This window comes from Marinimicrobium alkaliphilum, from assembly GCF_003259155.1.
Lineage (GTDB): Bacteria > Pseudomonadota > Gammaproteobacteria > Pseudomonadales > Cellvibrionaceae > Marinimicrobium_A > Marinimicrobium_A alkaliphilum.
Genome location: NZ_QGMQ01000002.1, coordinates 1 through 15,459, shown reverse-complemented (window position 1 = coordinate 15,459; position 15,459 = coordinate 1). Strand labels below are relative to the sequence as shown.

Annotated in this window: 10 protein-coding genes and 1 riboswitch; of the genes, 2 read left to right on the top strand and 8 right to left on the bottom strand. The window is 58.8% G+C overall.

Translation table 11 applies throughout. The features are described 5' to 3' along the window. Positions 1-2: 2 nt before the first annotated feature. From DKW72_RS03480 to DKW72_RS16555, 7 genes are all read right to left on the bottom strand, one after another. Complete coding sequence (locus tag DKW72_RS03480) at positions 3-1,043, bottom strand: FecCD family ABC transporter permease (RefSeq protein WP_232522302.1); 1,041 nt, start codon at positions 1,041-1,043, stop codon at positions 3-5. After that, a complete protein-coding gene (locus tag DKW72_RS03475; RefSeq protein ID WP_111640947.1) occupies positions 1,040-2,527 on the bottom strand; it encodes a cobyric acid synthase in 1,488 nt (495 codons plus the stop codon). The genes DKW72_RS03480 and DKW72_RS03475 overlap by 4 nt, the downstream gene beginning before the upstream one ends. 12 nt (positions 2,528-2,539) lie before the next feature. Continuing rightward, the gene (gene cobO, locus DKW72_RS03470; protein ID WP_111640946.1) at positions 2,540-3,160 is read right to left on the bottom strand and encodes a cob(I)yrinic acid a,c-diamide adenosyltransferase; all 621 of its coding nucleotides are present in this window, start codon (positions 3,158-3,160) and stop codon (positions 2,540-2,542) included. Positions 3,161-3,178: 18 nt separating this feature from the next. Next, positions 3,179-5,050 (bottom strand): TonB-dependent receptor plug domain-containing protein, encoded by a 1,872-nt coding sequence (locus DKW72_RS03465; protein WP_111641326.1) that lies wholly within the window; start codon positions 5,048-5,050, stop codon positions 3,179-3,181. Between the two features lie 118 nt (positions 5,051-5,168). Then, a riboswitch (cobalamin riboswitch) is annotated at positions 5,169-5,319 on the bottom strand. Between the two features lie 52 nt (positions 5,320-5,371). Further along, entirely contained in the window at positions 5,372-7,303 is a 1,932-nt protein-coding gene (locus DKW72_RS03460) for a family 43 glycosylhydrolase (protein ID WP_111640945.1), read from the bottom strand. A gap of 119 nt (positions 7,304-7,422) precedes the next feature. Further along, the gene (locus DKW72_RS03455) at positions 7,423-9,360 is read right to left on the bottom strand and encodes a family 43 glycosylhydrolase (RefSeq protein ID WP_111640944.1); all 1,938 of its coding nucleotides are present in this window, start codon (positions 9,358-9,360) and stop codon (positions 7,423-7,425) included. A 266-nt stretch (positions 9,361-9,626) separates the two neighbouring features. Next, positions 9,627-11,819, bottom strand: a complete 2,193-nt coding sequence (locus tag DKW72_RS16555) for a galactose-1-epimerase (RefSeq protein ID WP_232522301.1) — start codon at positions 11,817-11,819, stop codon at positions 9,627-9,629. Between the two features lie 146 nt (positions 11,820-11,965). Between DKW72_RS16555 and DKW72_RS03440 the strand changes: the two genes are divergently transcribed. Further along, a complete protein-coding gene (locus tag DKW72_RS03440; protein WP_111640943.1) occupies positions 11,966-12,991 on the top strand; it encodes an arabinan endo-1,5-alpha-L-arabinosidase in 1,026 nt (341 codons plus the stop codon). 355 nt (positions 12,992-13,346) lie between these two features. Here DKW72_RS03440 and DKW72_RS03430 read toward each other — a convergent pair whose 3' ends face one another. Continuing rightward, a complete protein-coding gene (locus DKW72_RS03430) occupies positions 13,347-13,649 on the bottom strand; it encodes a site-specific integrase (protein WP_111640941.1) in 303 nt (100 codons plus the stop codon). Positions 13,650-14,239: 590 nt separating this feature from the next. On the opposite strand from DKW72_RS03430, the gene DKW72_RS03420 reads away from it, so the two are divergent. After that, entirely contained in the window at positions 14,240-15,415 is a 1,176-nt protein-coding gene (locus DKW72_RS03420; RefSeq protein ID WP_111640939.1) for a hypothetical protein, read from the top strand. The last annotated feature ends 44 nt before the right edge of the window (positions 15,416-15,459 follow it).

Genomic DNA, 15,459 nt, shown 5'->3' with positions numbered 1-15,459 from the left:
GATCAACTGACGTCGCGCCGACGGCGCAGCAGGTGGATGAAGAAGGGGGCTCCCAGGAGCGCGGTGACCAGCCCCACGGGCAATTCCGCGGGCGCCAATGCGGTGCGCGCGAAGGTGTCCGCCAGCAACAGCAGTACCGCTCCGCCCAACGCCGAAAGCGGCAACAGGCGACGGTGATCGGGCCCCACCCAGAGGCGGATCATGTGCGGCACCACCAGCCCGACAAAGGCGATACTGCCCGACAGGGCCACGGCCGTGCCCACACCGGCGGCCACCAGAACAATCAGGCGGGTTTTCAGGCGCTCTACATCGATGCCCAGGTGGCGCGCCTGGGATTCACCCAGCAACAGGGTATTGAGCGCCCGCCCCAGGGCCGGCACTGCCAGTAATAGCACGACCAGCAAGCAGCCGGCGAGCCACACCCGGGGATAACTGGCACCGTCCAGCCCGCCCATGCGCCAGAGACTCATGCGGCGCAGCATTTCATTGTCGGCGAAGTATTCCAGTAACCCGGTGGCACTGGCCGACAGCGCCGACACCGCGATGCCCATCAACAGCATGGTGGCCACCGAGGTACCATTGACCCCGGTGGCCACCCGGTACACCAGCCAGACGGTGATCAGACCGCCGACAAAAGCCCCCAGGGACACCAGCGAGATGCCGCCCAGGCCACCCAGAGCCGTGCCCACACTGGCACCCAGAACAATCATGACACTGGCGCCGACCGAGGCCCCGGCGGTGACGCCAATCAATGAGGGATCCGCCAGCGGATTGCGAAACAGCCCCTGCAGGAAGGCACCGCAGATGGCGAGTATGGCGCCCACGCAGGCCGCCAGCAGTGCCCGGGGCAGACGGATGGCGGCGATAATTTCACCCCGGTAGCCGGGCAGCTCAATCCCGACCAGGGCCCGCAGGACATCCCCCGGCGGCAGGCGCACCGAGCCAAACAGCAGCGCCCCGACAAAGCTGGCACCCAGCGCCAGGGTCAGGGCCAGAGCGCAGTGGCGCATGTAGCGCCGACGCTGACGGGCTACCCCGATCACAGGGCCGCCTCGACCATGTCTTCCCGGGCCAGGGCCGCCAGCTGCGCCAGCCACGCCGGGTCCAGACTCTGGGCCAGGGTATCCGCCAGACGCTCCAGCGCCTGCTCGCGCACCTCATCGATATCGATGGCCGGGCTGTCATCCAGCCCGGCCCAGTGCAGCAGTGCCTGCTGGGCTTCAGGGTGGTCAAAAATGCCGTGGACATAGGTGCCCAGCACCTGGCCATCGGGGCTCAGGGCACCGTCACCGCCGCGGCGGAACAGGTACAGGGGTTCGCTTTCGAGCCCGTCGCCCCAGGTCTTGCCACAGTGGATCTCGTAGCCGCGCACCCCCGCCGGGGGCTGGCCGGGCAAATTCAGTTCGCCCAGCACCCGGTAAAGATCCTTGCCCGGGCGCAGCCGGGTTTCGATATCGAGCAGGCCCAGGCCCTCGGTGCTACCCGGCTCGCCCTCAATCCCGTCCGGGTCACTGATGCACCGACCCAGCATCTGGTAGCCACCGCAGATGCCCATGACTTTGCCACCGTAACGCAGGTGGCGCTGCAGGTCGCGATCCCAGCCCTGCTCGCGCAGTAAGGTCAGGTCGCGACGGACATTTTTGCTGCCCGGCAGGATCACCCAGTCGCAGGCGGGCAAGGCGTCGCCCGGCCCCACCCAGAGCAGTTCCACCGCCGGGTTCAGGCGCAGGGCGTCAAAATCGGTATGGTTGCTGATGCGCGAGAACACCGGCACGGCGATACGCAGGCGCGCCGACGCGCGCCGGGCGCTGGGGGTCAGGGCGTCCTCCGCATCCAGGTAGAGGCCATGCAGGTAAGGCACCACTCCCAGCACTGGCTTGCCGGTTTTGTGCTCCAGCCAGTCCAGCCCCGGTTGCAGCAGTGCCAGGTCGCCGCGAAAACAGTTGATCACAAAGCCCGCCACCCGGGCCTGCTCGGACTCGGACAGCAACGCCAGGGTACCCACCAGTTGCGCAAACACCCCGCCCTTGTCGATATCCGCCACCAGTACCACCGGGCAATCCGCCGCCTCGGCAAACCCCATATTGGCGATATCCCCGGCGCGCAGATTGATCTCCGCCGGGCTGCCCGCCCCCTCGACCAGAATCAGTCGGTGACGCTGGGCCAGACGCTGATGAGCAGCCAGTACCGCCGCCAGCGCTTTGGGCTTGTAGTCGTGATAGCGAACAGCGTCCATGTCCGACAGGGCGTGGCCGTTGATGACCACCTGGGCGCCGGTGTCGCTGTTGGGCTTGAGCAATACCGGGTTCATATCCGTATGCGGCGGCAATTGGCAGGCCTGAGCCTGAAGCGCCTGAGAGCGGCCGATCTCGCCACCGTTTTCGGTCACGGCACTGTTGAGGGCCATATTCTGGGGTTTGAAGGGCGCCACTGACAGGCCCTGACGGGCCAGCAGCCGGCCGAGCCCCGCCACCAGCGTGCTTTTGCCGGCGTCGGAGCTGGTGCCCTGAATCATTACTGTGGCCATGGCGAGCGGCGCCTAGTAGTCGACGCCCTTGCGCGCCTTGATGCCGGCGCGAAAGGCGTGTTTGACGTCCTTGACCTCGGACACGGTGTCCATGATCGCCTGCAGGGCGCTACCACCCCCGCGCCCGGTCACCACCACGCTCTGGTGCGGCGGGCGGTTGACGAGGGCGTCCAGTACCCGCTGCTCGTCCAGGTAGTCGTAGGCGAGCATATAGGTCAGCTCGTCCAGCACCACCAGGTCGTAGTCGGCGTCTGTCAGCAGCGCCGTGGCTTGTTCCCAGGTGCGCTCGGCGGCGGCGATATCGCCGCTGCGGTCCTGGGTGTTCCAGGTGAAGCCGGTGCCCATCTGGTACAGCGTTACCTCCGGGCAGCGTTCGCGCACGTAGATTTCTTCGCCGGACAATTGCTCGCCTTTGATGAACTGAATCACGCCCACTTTCTGGCCGTAAGCCAGGGCGCGCATCACCATGCCAAAGGCGGAGCTGGATTTGCCCTTGCCTTTGCCGGTGAGCAGCAGGGCTATGCCGCGTTCGGTATCGGCCTCGGCGATGCGGGCATCGACCTTGGCCTTTTGCTTTTCCATGGCCGCCTTGTGGCGGGCGGCCTTGGGATCTTCGTTTCCGGTCTCGCTCATGAGCGTGTCCCCCGTTGATTAAAAGCGCAGCTCGACGCCGGCGTAGGCTGCGGCTCCGGCGGTGTTGAAGCCGGGCACTTCGATATAGTCTTCGTCCAGAATATTCTCCCCGCGCACATACACCACCAGGCGATCCTGGAGCTGATAGCGGGCGCTGGCGTCCAGCACCTGATAGTCGTCCAGGCGGTTGCCCCGCTCATAGCGAGCCTGCGCCCGACGCCAGTTCAGGGACAGTCCCAGACGCGGCACCGGCGTGTAGCGCAAGCCGATGTTGACCAGGTGCTCGGGTTGACGGGCGCGGGGGTTGCCGTCGTCGGCCTCGGTGTCCACCCAGGTGTAGTTGGTGTTGAGCGACAGGGTTTCGGTGAGCGGTACCTGGGCAATCAGCTCGACACCGCGCGAACGGCTCTCCTGATCTCCCTGACGGTAGCCTCCGGCAAAGGTATCAAAGTCCAGGGTGACAAAGTAGATCTCGTCCTCGATACGCTGCTCAAAGGCGACAGCCTCCAGTCTGAGACCGGCAGCGGTGAAGTACTCGATTCCCAACTCAACGCCCAGGCTTTCCTCCGGCCCCAGTTCGGCCAGCGCCAACTCGGGATCCGCCGCCAATTGCTGACGGTTGTAATCTATTTCGAACAGGCTCGGAGCGCGAAAGCCGGTACCGACACTGGATCTCAGTTTGACCGTGCCCTCGCCCGGCTGGGCGATCAGGTAGGCGGCGCTGAGCCGGTAGCTGGTGTTATCCCCAAAGTCATCGTTGTCGTCGTAGCGCACACCGGCGGTGACAAACAACCGGCTCTGATACTCGCCCTGGTATTCCAGGTAGGCGCCCCACTGATCGCGCGAATGCGCGAGCACTTCGTCGGTGCGCTGCTCGACGCCGTAAACCCAGGCGACGCTGGGGGAGAAATGTACATTGCCGTTCAACTCCCACTTGGCAATTTTGCCCTCGGTGTCATAGTCCACCACGCCGGCGGCGTAGTCGGTACGCTCCACATCGGTTTGTGAATAAGCCAAAGTATTCTGGCCTTGCGCGTGGTCGTGACTGACGCTGGCGCGGGCGTTGCGCTGGGAGAAAAATCCGATGCAATCGTTGGTGGTATCGGGCCAGCCGCAATTGTCGTATTCATTTTCAGCGTCGGTATCACGCACCACCAGTTGCGCACGCCAGGCGTCGTTCACATTGAGGCTGCCGCGCGCGTGTACGGTGGTATTTTCGTAACCATCGGCTTCACCGCTCTCGTCTGAAAGGCGGGCGTTAAAGCCATCCGAATTTACACGGGCGGCGGAGACAAACACATCGCCACGGGCATCACCGGCGCCGACGAAACCGGACAAGGCCTGCGTGCTATAGCGCCCGGCCTCGGCATCGAGCCCGCCGCGCACACCGTCGCGCACGCTGTCGGTAGTAATATCCAGCACGCCGCCGGCATCGGCGCCGTACATCATGCCCTGCGGCCCACGCAACAACTCCACCCGGCCGACATTGGCAGCGAGCAGGTGCTGAATCTGGGTGCCGGCCTGGGTGCCGGTGGGGTCGGACACATCCACGCCGTCGACCCGTACCAGGGTGCGGTAACCGGCTTCGCCGCGCACACGCAGGGAGCTGGCTTTACCCATACCGCCGCTGTTGGTGACCGCCACCGACGGCAAGGTGCGCAGCACATCGGCCAACGCGGGATAACCGAGGGCTTTAATGTCCGCCTGATCCAGTACGGACACCGACGAGCCGAGCTGGCGCTGGGGTGTTTCCGTGCGTGAGGCGACAACAACAAAAGTTTCCAGCTCAGGCGTGAGCGGATCAAAACGGGATTCGGTGCTTGGGGTTTGGGCGGCGACAGAGGCACTGGTCGCCAGAACAGCAGTGGCAAGTAACGTTTTTTTAAACACGACAATCAACCCTTCAATACTTTGAAAACGGGATGATCGAGGGAGGAAAAAGCAAAGCGACGCGTCCGCAGAAACAGCACGGTCGAGAAGAATTGCCGGATGGTAGCCCTCCGCTCCATCAAGGTTCGCGATACAGGCCGGTATCGGGCTGACAAGGTGCAAAGCACCTTGATCACCGTTGCGGGGGCAGCGCTGGATTTCCAGTCTTCCCGTTTACCCTGCTCCACCCAAAGGTCGGGTTAGCAGGCACCTGTATCTGGCGCGCAATGTAGGCTAGCGGCCCACTAAAGTCAATGAAACAAAAGGGTTACCGCTCCGGAGTTAATCACCAGGATCGCGCAACACAAAGCGCTGGCAATCGTTATCGAGCCATTCCCACTGACCGATGTTGGTGCCGTTTTCCAGCCGGCAGTTTTCCAGGTCCAATACCCGGTCGGGGGCGTGACGAGGCAGTAGGCGAAAGCTGCCATCAGCCAGCGGGTCCAGCCACCACTGGCTGTGCTCGCCGGTACAGGCGGCCTGCAGACTGTTGGCTCCCAGCTCACCACTGGCACCGGCGACGGCCAGACACACATCGGCATGCCCCGCACTCAGGTGCAGATAGCCGTTGTCGGTATGGGAAAAAGTCCAACGCTGGCAGGCTTCGCCGGTCCACTGCCACTGCTCGATGTTGGCGCCAGCAGACGTACTGCACTCCTGCGCCTGGACGGCCTTGGCACTGTTGGCACTGAGCAGGGCAACCGACTGCGCCGGCTGCACGCGCCACTCCCGACAAGCACCGTCCGACGAAGCGTCACACCCTCCCAACACCAGCGGCTCTCCGGTGTGCTGATCAATCAGGTGATACCAGGCCAGGCGCTGATGGGACAACTGCCAGCGCTGGCAAGTCTGATTAACCCAGGGGCCAAGTGCGACTGACGTCTCGCTGCAATCGGGGCCACCGAGAAAGGTGCCGGTGGCAGCGTGGCCCAGGCGATAGTATCCATCATTGGTAGCGTCCAGCACCCACTCGCTCTGTGTGCTCGCACAATCCCCCAGCGCCACCTGGCCCTCACCATCGAGGCTCAAGCATTGATCCAATCCGTGGTTGACGATCTGAAACACCGGGCCCTGAATGCGCCCGGTCGTGGGGCCAAACTCTCCCGACGGCGGTGGCACGGCCATATCGGTACCCGTGGGCTCCCCCAAAAAGGGCAGTCCCTCATCGGTCCAGCCAATGGGCTGCGCACGCACCGCCCGGCCGGCGTCGCAACCGCCCGCCGGGTTAGGATGGCCGTGGTAAACGATCCAGTCCTCGGTACCGTCCGGGGATGTGAAAAAACCGTTATGGGCCGGCCCGTAAACACCGTTGGCCTGTTCAAAGAAAGGTTCGTCAAACTTGTGCCAGGCGCTGGCATCTACGGGATTGTCACCCACCAACTCCATTACCCCCAGTTTATACTCCGGGCCGTGACAATGGCTGGCAGAAAACGCCATGAAAGTGCGGCCATCGCGCTCGATAATTACCGGGCCTTCATTCACCGGGGCATCACCCTGGCGCTCCCAGGTGTAGGTCGGCGTGGAAATGGTGACCCTGGGGCCGGTGATCGTCCAGGGGTTTTCCATGCGCGCAATACGTACCGTCTGATTGGGGCCAATCCATTCACTCCACAGCAAATACAAATCATCGTTGTAGGTCAGATAACTGCCATCGATGTTCCAGGTGTCCGGCATGGGCGTGCCCTTATACACATACGGTCCCATGGGATCGTCACCGACGCTTTCGAGCACGCGCAGTTTCTGACCGTCGAGATCATTTTGAACACCGGCGGAGTAAATCAGATACCAACGATACCCGTCGGGGCCCTGCAGACGGTGAAACTCAAACGCCCAGAAATTAAATCCGCGGTCCGGTGTGGTGTCGGACCAGATGTAAATCGGCCGGGCATCCGCCAGTCCCGCCAGGGTGGGCGAGCGGCGCATGACAATCTGTGAGCCCCACGTCGTGGTCGTCAGATAATAATTGCCATCAAAGTATTCCAGCCAGGGATCGGCACCGTTGCTGTAAAGCGGATTGAAAAAGCCGCCTTCAACCGGTTCCGCCGTGACCTCAAAAGGTAAGTTGGACGCGCTCGCGGGCGGTGCACTGGACGCACTGCTGGTACTCGCATCACTGGGGTCTTGATCATTGCCCGTTGCCGGACCGTCAGCACTGCTGCCGCAGCCTATCAACACGCTGACCCAGGCCAGCGCTAACCAATATTGACTCTTCATCACATGTCACTCACTTATTGTTATTGCGTGTGTTACTGCCAAAAAAAAGCGGGCACCCAGGGTGCCCGCTTTTCGCATTGCGCAGGGTCGCTTACTGGCCGCCCTGCCCGGTCTCGCCCTTAGTTGGACGAGCGCAGGTGGAACCGCTGGCAGCGAGTATCCAGGTCCGGACCTTGCGCCAGGTTGGTTTTGTCGGCAACACCGCAGTGGGCCAGATCCATCACCTGATTGGTGTAGCGGTTGGTCAGCACCGAACCGCCGCCCTCACGAATATCCAGGCTCCACTGGCTGGTGATGTTGTCACAGTCAGTGCTCACCAGGTTGGCACCCGGTACCGGTGATTCGCTGTCCACGGCCAGGCACTTGTCGGTGGCATGGCTCGGGTTCAGGTGGAAGTAGCCGCTGTCAGTCGCGCTGAATTGCCAGGTCTGACAGGCCTCGTATTCCCAGGCATCCTGACGGACGTTGGCGCCGTCCTCCGTAGAACAATCGGCCACAGTCACCGCACGACCGCTCTGCTCGCTCATGATGGCCACATCGCCCACCGGTTGCAGCGTCCAGTCTTTACAGAAGCTCTCGCCGTCCTGCTGCAACACACGCTGGTTACGCGCCGAGGAACAGCCGGAGATGGCCAGCGGCTTGCCGGACGCACGGTTCACGATTTCCACATGACCGTCCTGACCGGGCTCAAAACTCCACTCCTGACATTCATTGTTACGCCAGGCCGCCTGACGGGCCGGAGCATTGTTGGCGCTGCTGCAGTTGGCAATCTCCAGGAACTGGCTGTCGTGAACATTGGCCAGACGGAAGTAACCGTCACTGACCGGATCGATCACCCACTGGCCGTTGGTGGCACGGCACTCGTTCTGAATCGCGTGGCTCTGCTCCGGGTTGGAAGCAATGTCCATGCACAGACCACTGCTGGCATTCACCAGGTGGAAGAACTGACCCTGGATACGGGTAACCAGCGGGCCATCTTCGCCTGAGGGCGGGTCAACTTCGACACCTTCAGCCAGCGGCTCACCAAAGTCGGGGGTGCCGTCGTCGTTCCAGGTAAAGCGCTGGGCGCGCAGTGAGCGGGTGGCGCTGCAACCGTGCTCAACCGAGGAGTTACCGTGGTAAATCAGCCAGTCTTCCGTGCCGTCCGGCGACGGGAAGAAGCCGTTGTGACCAGGGCCATAAACACCGTTGCCGCGCTCAAACACCGGCTCGGGGAATTTCTTCCAGCTCTCGGCCAGCAGCGGATCGTCACCGACCAGCTCCATCATGCCCAGCTTGTAGTCCGGCGTGTTGCAGTAGCTGGCGGAGTAAATCATGAAGGTACGACCATCGCGCTGAAGGATCTGCGCCGCTTCGGTCACCTTGCGGCCACTCATTTCCCAGTCCAGCTCGGGCTTGGTGACAACCGTGTGAGGCGAGTCTTCTTTAATGGACCAAGGGGTGTCCATCTCAACGATGATGTTGCGTTGCTCGTCGCCCTGCCACTGGGAGTAGAGCAGGTACAAGCGGTCGTTATGCTTGAGGTAAGTGCCATCGATGTTCCAGACATCGGGCATGATCGGGGCTTTGTATTTGTAGGGACCCATCGGGTCGTCGCCCACACTTTCAAGCACGTTCAGATGCTGATAGTCGAGGGTACCGTCGCGCCCGGCGGTGTACATCACATACCAGCGCACGCCATTGGGGCCATCGACGCGATGGAACTCAAAGGCCCAGAAGTTGGCGTTGCGGTCCGGGTGGTCATCGGACCAGACATTGACCGGCGTCGCCGTAGCCAGGCCCGCCAGGGTCGGCGATTTGCGCATGACCAGTTCAGAGGTCCAGGTGGTGGTGGTCAGGTAGTAGTTACCGTCCCAATACTCCAGCCAGGGATCCGCACCGTTGGGAAACAGGGGGTTGGTGAACACGCCGCGCTCGACCGTGCTCTCCGCGGCGGCGCCATCCGCTGCCTGCTCGGGCTGCCCGGTGGTGGCACAACCGGTAGTCAGTGCCACCGCCGCCGCCAAACCGATCAGCCCCGCGCGCAGCGAGGCCAAGGTTGTTTTGGTCTTTTTCATAATTACCCTCGTTATCAGTACGTTAATTATGTGGTCCGAGCGACACGGCCCGGGAGGCCATGCCAAAACTCATATTGTAATATAATAATTTATTAGAAGGAGTTTACTGGCAGTTGGTCGGGGCGTCCAGCGAAGTTATATTTCTTATACGCCTATAAACACAACTTTACAGACCAAAAAGTAATAGTTGTGGCCACAAAAAAACCCGACAGAGACGCACTCTGCCGGGTTTTTTGACTGCTGCCGAGATCGACAGCCAGCGGCATTTACTCCACGCTGAAGCGGAAGCTCATGCGCATTTCATACACCTCGCCCGGGCGCAGAATCGTGGACTGGAAGTGCTCCTGATTAGGCGCATCCGGGAAGTGCTGGGGCTCCAGGCAGAAGCCGTTGTACAGCTCGTAGCTCTGGCCCTTGCCCTGCTGACCGCCATCGAGGAAGTTACCGGAGTAGAACTGAATGCCCGGCTCATCGGTCAGCACCTCGAGTACGCGACCGGAGTTGGGCTCCAGCGCCCGGGCCGCCAGAAACATGCCGTCCTGATCGTCACGGGCAAGCACGTAGTTGTGGTCAAAACCGCCACCCACGCGCTCCAGTTGCGGATGCTCGGCGCGAATATCCTGGCCAATCGGCTTGGCACTGGTGAAATCAAACGGCGTGCCGGCCACCGGCGCCAGCTCCCCGGTGGGAATCAGGTTTTCCACCGGCAGGTAGTGGTCGGCATTGATCTGCAGCAGATGCCCGAGCACGTCGCCCTCACCCGCCAGGTTGAAATAGGAATGCTGAGTCAGGTTGACCGGGGTGGCCTTATCGGTCTCGGCGCGGAATTCGGTTAGCACCTCATTGTCCGGCGTCAGGATATAAGTGGCCGTCACTTCCAGGTTACCTGGGTAGCCCTGGTCACCGTCTTCGCTCAGCAGAAACAGCTCGACGCCCACACCGCGCTCATCAGAGACCAGCTTGGCATCCCACAGCTTCTTGTCAAAGCCCTCTTCACCACCGTGCAAATGGTTGTCGCCATCGTTAGTGGCCAGCTGATACACCTCGCCATCCAGCTCAAAACGGCCACCGGCAATGCGATTGCCAAAGCGGCCAATCAGAGCACCAAAATAGGGGTTATCGTCTACATAGGATTGCAGATCGTCGTAACCCAACACCACGTCGGCGATATTGCCGTCGCGATCCGGGGCGTACAGGTGGGTGATAATGCCGCCGTAGTTGATCAGCTTCACTTCCATGCCGTTGCCGTTATTGAGGGTAAACTGGGTCACCTCACGGCCATCGGGCAGCTCGCCAAAAGGCGCTTTGCTCACAAAAGGCTTGGTATTCATTTTCGAGTCCGTATCCGGTTGAGTCTGGGGCCCCGGCAGGGGAATGTAATTCGAGTCGCGGTGGTAGTTGTCGTCGCGGTCCTGATGGAACACCGGGAAGCCGTGCTCATCCCACTCCAGCACCCGCACCCGGGCGTTGCGGTTGGGGTCAGTCAACGGGCTGCCCTGCAACTCCCTGTAACTGCGAGCATGGTACACCAGCAGATCGGTTTGTCCATCCTCGGCCAGGGTGAAGCCGTTGTGGCCTGGGCCAAAGCGCTCAAGCGATTCATTGGAGTAGAACACCGGTTCAGGGGATTTCTTCCAGGACGCCGGATCCATCAGGTCGGCATCGTCACTGGCCCACACCAGGCCCATGGCGTAGTTGTGGTCGGTGGCGCTGGCAGAATAGGTGATGAAGATGCGGCCGTGGCGCTTGATCACCGCCGCGCCCTCGTTGACGTGGTAGCCCACATGCTCCCAGTCAAATTCCGGCTCGGTGAGCAGCATCACGTCATCGCTGATCGTGGTCGGGGTCGGCATCTCTGCCATATACAGAGCCGAGTTGTACCGACCGTCGGGGTCGCGCTGCGCCCACACCAGATACTGGGTACCGTTATGCACAAACGTCGTGGCATCCAGGGCAAAGTCGTCCCAGGGGGTTTCAATCTGCCCCTCCTCAACCCAGTTATCAGTCATCGGATCGGCGTTATCGTTGGAGAGCACGTGCATACGGATACGGAACGGGGCATCCGCATCGCCCAGCGCCACGTGCACATACCAGACGCCATCGATATGATGAAGCTCCGGCGCCCAGACATGACCGCCCATCGGGCCTTCATCCGGGCGCGCCCATATGACCTTGGGCTCCGCATCCGTAAAGCCATTGAGGGTGTCGGACTCCATCAACTCAATGCGGTCAAATTCCGGGGCGGTCGAGATGAAGTAATAATGGCCGTCTTCGGTGCGGTGGATCCAGGGATCAGCACCGTGCTCCACCAGGGGGACGTTGTACGCCGGCAATGTAGACGGATCGCCCGCGACGATGGCGTCATCCGGCTCCGGCGCGCTGCAGGCCGCCAGCGTCAGGCCCAATGCGGCCGCTGCCACACCGGCGCATTGGCGAATAGAGGAAAGTGCAGGTTTCATAGTCGGTACCTTCTTGTGTCTGTTGTCGTTATCAGGGTTTGCACATTAAAAAAGCATTTTACGAAATGTGATATTGTATTACAATATGCCCTGAAATAACCTTTGTAAAGAACACTCCCGACCCCGATATGATGTAGGAGCGACACATGAAGTCTTTAATAAAAGTACTGGCGTTTTTTGGCCTGGGTAGCCTGATGAGCGCCTGCAGCGCCCAGGCAGACAACCAGGTCAGCCCCCACGACCCGGTCATGGCAAAAGAAGGTGACACCTTCTACTTGTACAGCACCGGCCCCGGCATCACCTTTTACATGTCAGAAGATCTGGAGAATTGGCGTCGCGGCGGGCGGGTATTCCCGGGCGAACCGGATTGGGCGCGGGATGTGGCCCCGGAATTTAACGGTCACCTGTGGGCGCCGGACATTGTCGAGCGCGACGGCACCTGGTACCTGTATTACTCAGTCTCCGCCTTTGGCCGCAACACCTCCGGCATCGGCGTGACCACCAACACCACCCTCGACCCCAACCACCCGGACTACGAATGGGTTGATCAGGGCATTGTGGTGCAATCCGTGCCCTATCGGGATATGTGGAACGCCATCGACCCGGCCGTGGCTTTTGAAGAAGACGGCACCCCGTGGATGACCTTTGGCTCCTTTTGGGGCGGCATGAAGCTGGTGAAGCTGGACGACAATATGATCGACCTGGCTGAACCGCAGGAATGGCACACCATCGCCAAGCGTGAACGCTCCATTCTGATCGACGACGCCCAGGCCGGCCCGGCGGAAATCGAAGGCCCGTTTATTTACCAGAAGGGTGACTACTACTACCTGTTCATCTCCATCGGCCTGTGCTGCCGCGGCGAAGACAGCACCTACCGCATGAAAGTGGGCCGCTCTCAGGATATCCGCGGCCCCTACCTGGACCGCGACGGCGTCGACATGAACCAGGAAGGCGGCACTCTGGTGCTTGGCCCCAACGACGAATACTACGGCGTAGGCCACAACAGCGCCTACACCTTTGACGGCGTCGACTACCTGGTCTTCCACGCCTATGAAGCCGCCGACAATGGTCGCCAGAAGCTGAAAATTGCTGAAATGCAGTGGCAAGATGGCTGGCCCGTAGTGGATGAAAGCGTCCTGAGCGAGTACTTTAGCGAGCTACATGAAGACTAAGTACTTACTTACCTAAAAACCTGTAAGACTGCCACCGGCCAATAGCGCCGGTGGCACCCCCCTCCCCCCGCTTGCAATCCTCTTCCCCGCCGTTATAGTAAGACCACAATAAACCTGCCCCGACGCAGCCCCCGATGCCGCTGACGACTTGCTGCGTTATGGGCGGTAGCGTGCCTGCAGGACTCTTTAGCGCATAAGGCAAATAAACCCCGTCCCATTGACGATCCGAGCAATCTCGTTCAAACAGGCTACGCACCAGATCAATCTGCTTCGCCAGCAGTGAGACAAGGTCTGGAGACAAAGTAACGATGCGGGACTTCTTGCCCTTACCCTCGCGGACCAACACCGTCGGCAACTATTTCGGTGCACGCGCGCGATAGAAGTCGCTGAAATCGCCCAGTTCCCGGTTGAGCACCTGCCGATAGAGAAAGACCAAGGCGTTCAGAGCCGTCTTCTGTGTACTGGCGGCCACATTAGCCGCCACTGCCAGATGCGTCAGATAGTTTCGGATGTCCGCCTCACCCAACTCGTCCGGGTGTTTGTTGCCGTGAAAGCGAATATAGGCGACGATCCAATAGAGATAGGTTTGTTCTGTTTTAATACTGTAATACTTACTCCGAATGACGTTTCTTACGCTATCCAAAAACGGGGACGCCATAGAATCAACTCCCTGGAGCCATGGTTGTACATACGGTATTGCGATGCCTCGTGCAAAAGTCAACAATGAACGATATGGCCGACGCGTTTAAACACGTCAACCCTGATAAACATTTGAAATAAAAAGACTTTTTTAGCCGGGGCTGGGGATATACGTCAAAGTGACGTACTTAAGCACGTCACTTTGACGTTGAATATAATGTTAAGTGGTCACGTAGGCATGGATCTAGCAAAGAGCATACAGCAGGCCTTGATAGGAGAAGTTCCACCGACTCTCCGTTTCGTTTACGCCAGAATAGAAGATGGTGTTCTTCATTTTCATGCGGTGTTTACTGACGACGCCACTGATGATCACTTGGAGTGTGCGAGCGTGGTTCTGACAGAGGTGCTTGCCGACTGCGAACCCCTCCTCCAGCTTCAAGAGAAGATCGAACGGAATGGATCTCTTCCGTGGCGGCAAGGCACGGGAGAGAACTTGTATTTTTTGCGCTACGGAGAGTTCAGTGACACTTAACCAGGCCAGTCACGGCGACGGCTACTACATTGCGGCTTCGCCTCCATTTCGTACCCGCGCGTGCTGAGCGGCGTTAAATGCCCAAATTCGTCATGAGAAATGATTATAAGATCATCGACTATAGAGACCTTGGTCTACCCAGTGTGGAAGTCTCTGGTACGAAATTTCACTATCAAGATCTTTATGAAATGGTCGGGAAACGTCAATTTATGACGACTTTCGAACTACGGGAAGGAAGTCAGTCATATCATGAATTTGGTGGATCGGTTTTAGGTGTCATTTTCTATGATAGAAAAGCACTAAATTCTCTAGAGGAGTCTTTTCATACGAAGCAAGAGATTCTTAGGAAAAAGATCCGCATCGATAGCCCTGAGGGAGAGCTCAGTGAAGCAAAGAAAGGTGATTTGAAATACCAAGGGATTAACATCGAAGATATTGAGTCTATATCTTTCTTACCATACAGGAAGGATTCGGAAACTTATGAGACAGGCGAAAAGAAAGTTCCTGACATAATTGAGATTGAAGTGGATTGTGGTGGCATTGACGTTGATGTTCTAAATCAAAATCATCTGGTCTCGAAACATAACTCAGGCGTTGAGCTTGCTCATTATGAAAAAGAACAGCTGATTGGCATAACCTTGGCCTTCAATAATGGAAGCATTGATTCTAGAGTTCTTGAAGAATTCGGATTTACTGAAGAAGATCTAATAACTAACCTAAATATCTGGTTAAGCCTCTATAAAGTCAAAGAGAGACGTAACTCGATAAGTGAAGTTGACAAAAAAAGCTATTCCGAGGTCAAAAGTATTTTGTCTATGGAGAGACTCAACAAGGTGCTGAAAGAGTTGAGTCGTGCTGGAATATCAGAGCATCTTGGAGATAAAGACAAGTCAGTCCTTGAGGGTATATTTGAGGCTTCCGAAGCCTTTTCGCCATCAATTCTTTTGCATGGTAAAAATCAAGTATATTGGGATATTGATTCCTATATACATATTGCGCTTCGACACTTGAAAGATTATCAAATCGGAGACTTTAAACAAAAAACACCATTTTCGTATAAAGCGAATGATCTTAAAAATCTAATTGAAAAAGTGCTTCATCAAGTAGAGTCCGAAATCGGAATATACCTAGCATCAAGTCCAACTAGCGATTTTACAAGGCATGGGAAAATGGCCGTTCCTTACAATGGGGACCACTATCACCTAAGAATAAATCTGGATGGTAGATTGGTTCAATTTCATACGGTAGAGTAAGCATTTAACAAACCAATGCAGCCGACTAGACCTGTACCACTTTG

What these genes read in the sequence shown, in the direction of transcription:
- DKW72_RS03475 (WP_111640947.1), bottom strand. Translation starts at nt 2,527, where the DNA reads ATGGCCACAGTAATGATTCAGGGCACCAGCTCCGACGCCGGCAAAAGC.
- cobO (WP_111640946.1), bottom strand. Translation starts at nt 3,160, where the DNA reads ATGAGCGAGACCGGAAACGAAGATCCCAAGGCCGCCCGCCACAAGGCG.
- DKW72_RS03460 (WP_111640945.1), bottom strand. Translation starts at nt 7,303, where the DNA reads ATGAAGAGTCAATATTGGTTAGCGCTGGCCTGGGTCAGCGTGTTGATA.
- DKW72_RS03455 (WP_111640944.1), bottom strand. Translation starts at nt 9,360, where the DNA reads ATGAAAAAGACCAAAACAACCTTGGCCTCGCTGCGCGCGGGGCTGATC.
- DKW72_RS16555 (WP_232522301.1), bottom strand. Translation starts at nt 11,819, where the DNA reads ATGAAACCTGCACTTTCCTCTATTCGCCAATGCGCCGGTGTGGCAGCG.
- DKW72_RS03440 (WP_111640943.1), top strand. Translation starts at nt 11,966, where the DNA reads ATGAAGTCTTTAATAAAAGTACTGGCGTTTTTTGGCCTGGGTAGCCTG.
- DKW72_RS03430 (WP_111640941.1), bottom strand. Translation starts at nt 13,649, where the DNA reads ATGGCGTCCCCGTTTTTGGATAGCGTAAGAAACGTCATTCGGAGTAAG.
- DKW72_RS03420 (WP_111640939.1), top strand. Translation starts at nt 14,240, where the DNA reads ATGCCCAAATTCGTCATGAGAAATGATTATAAGATCATCGACTATAGA.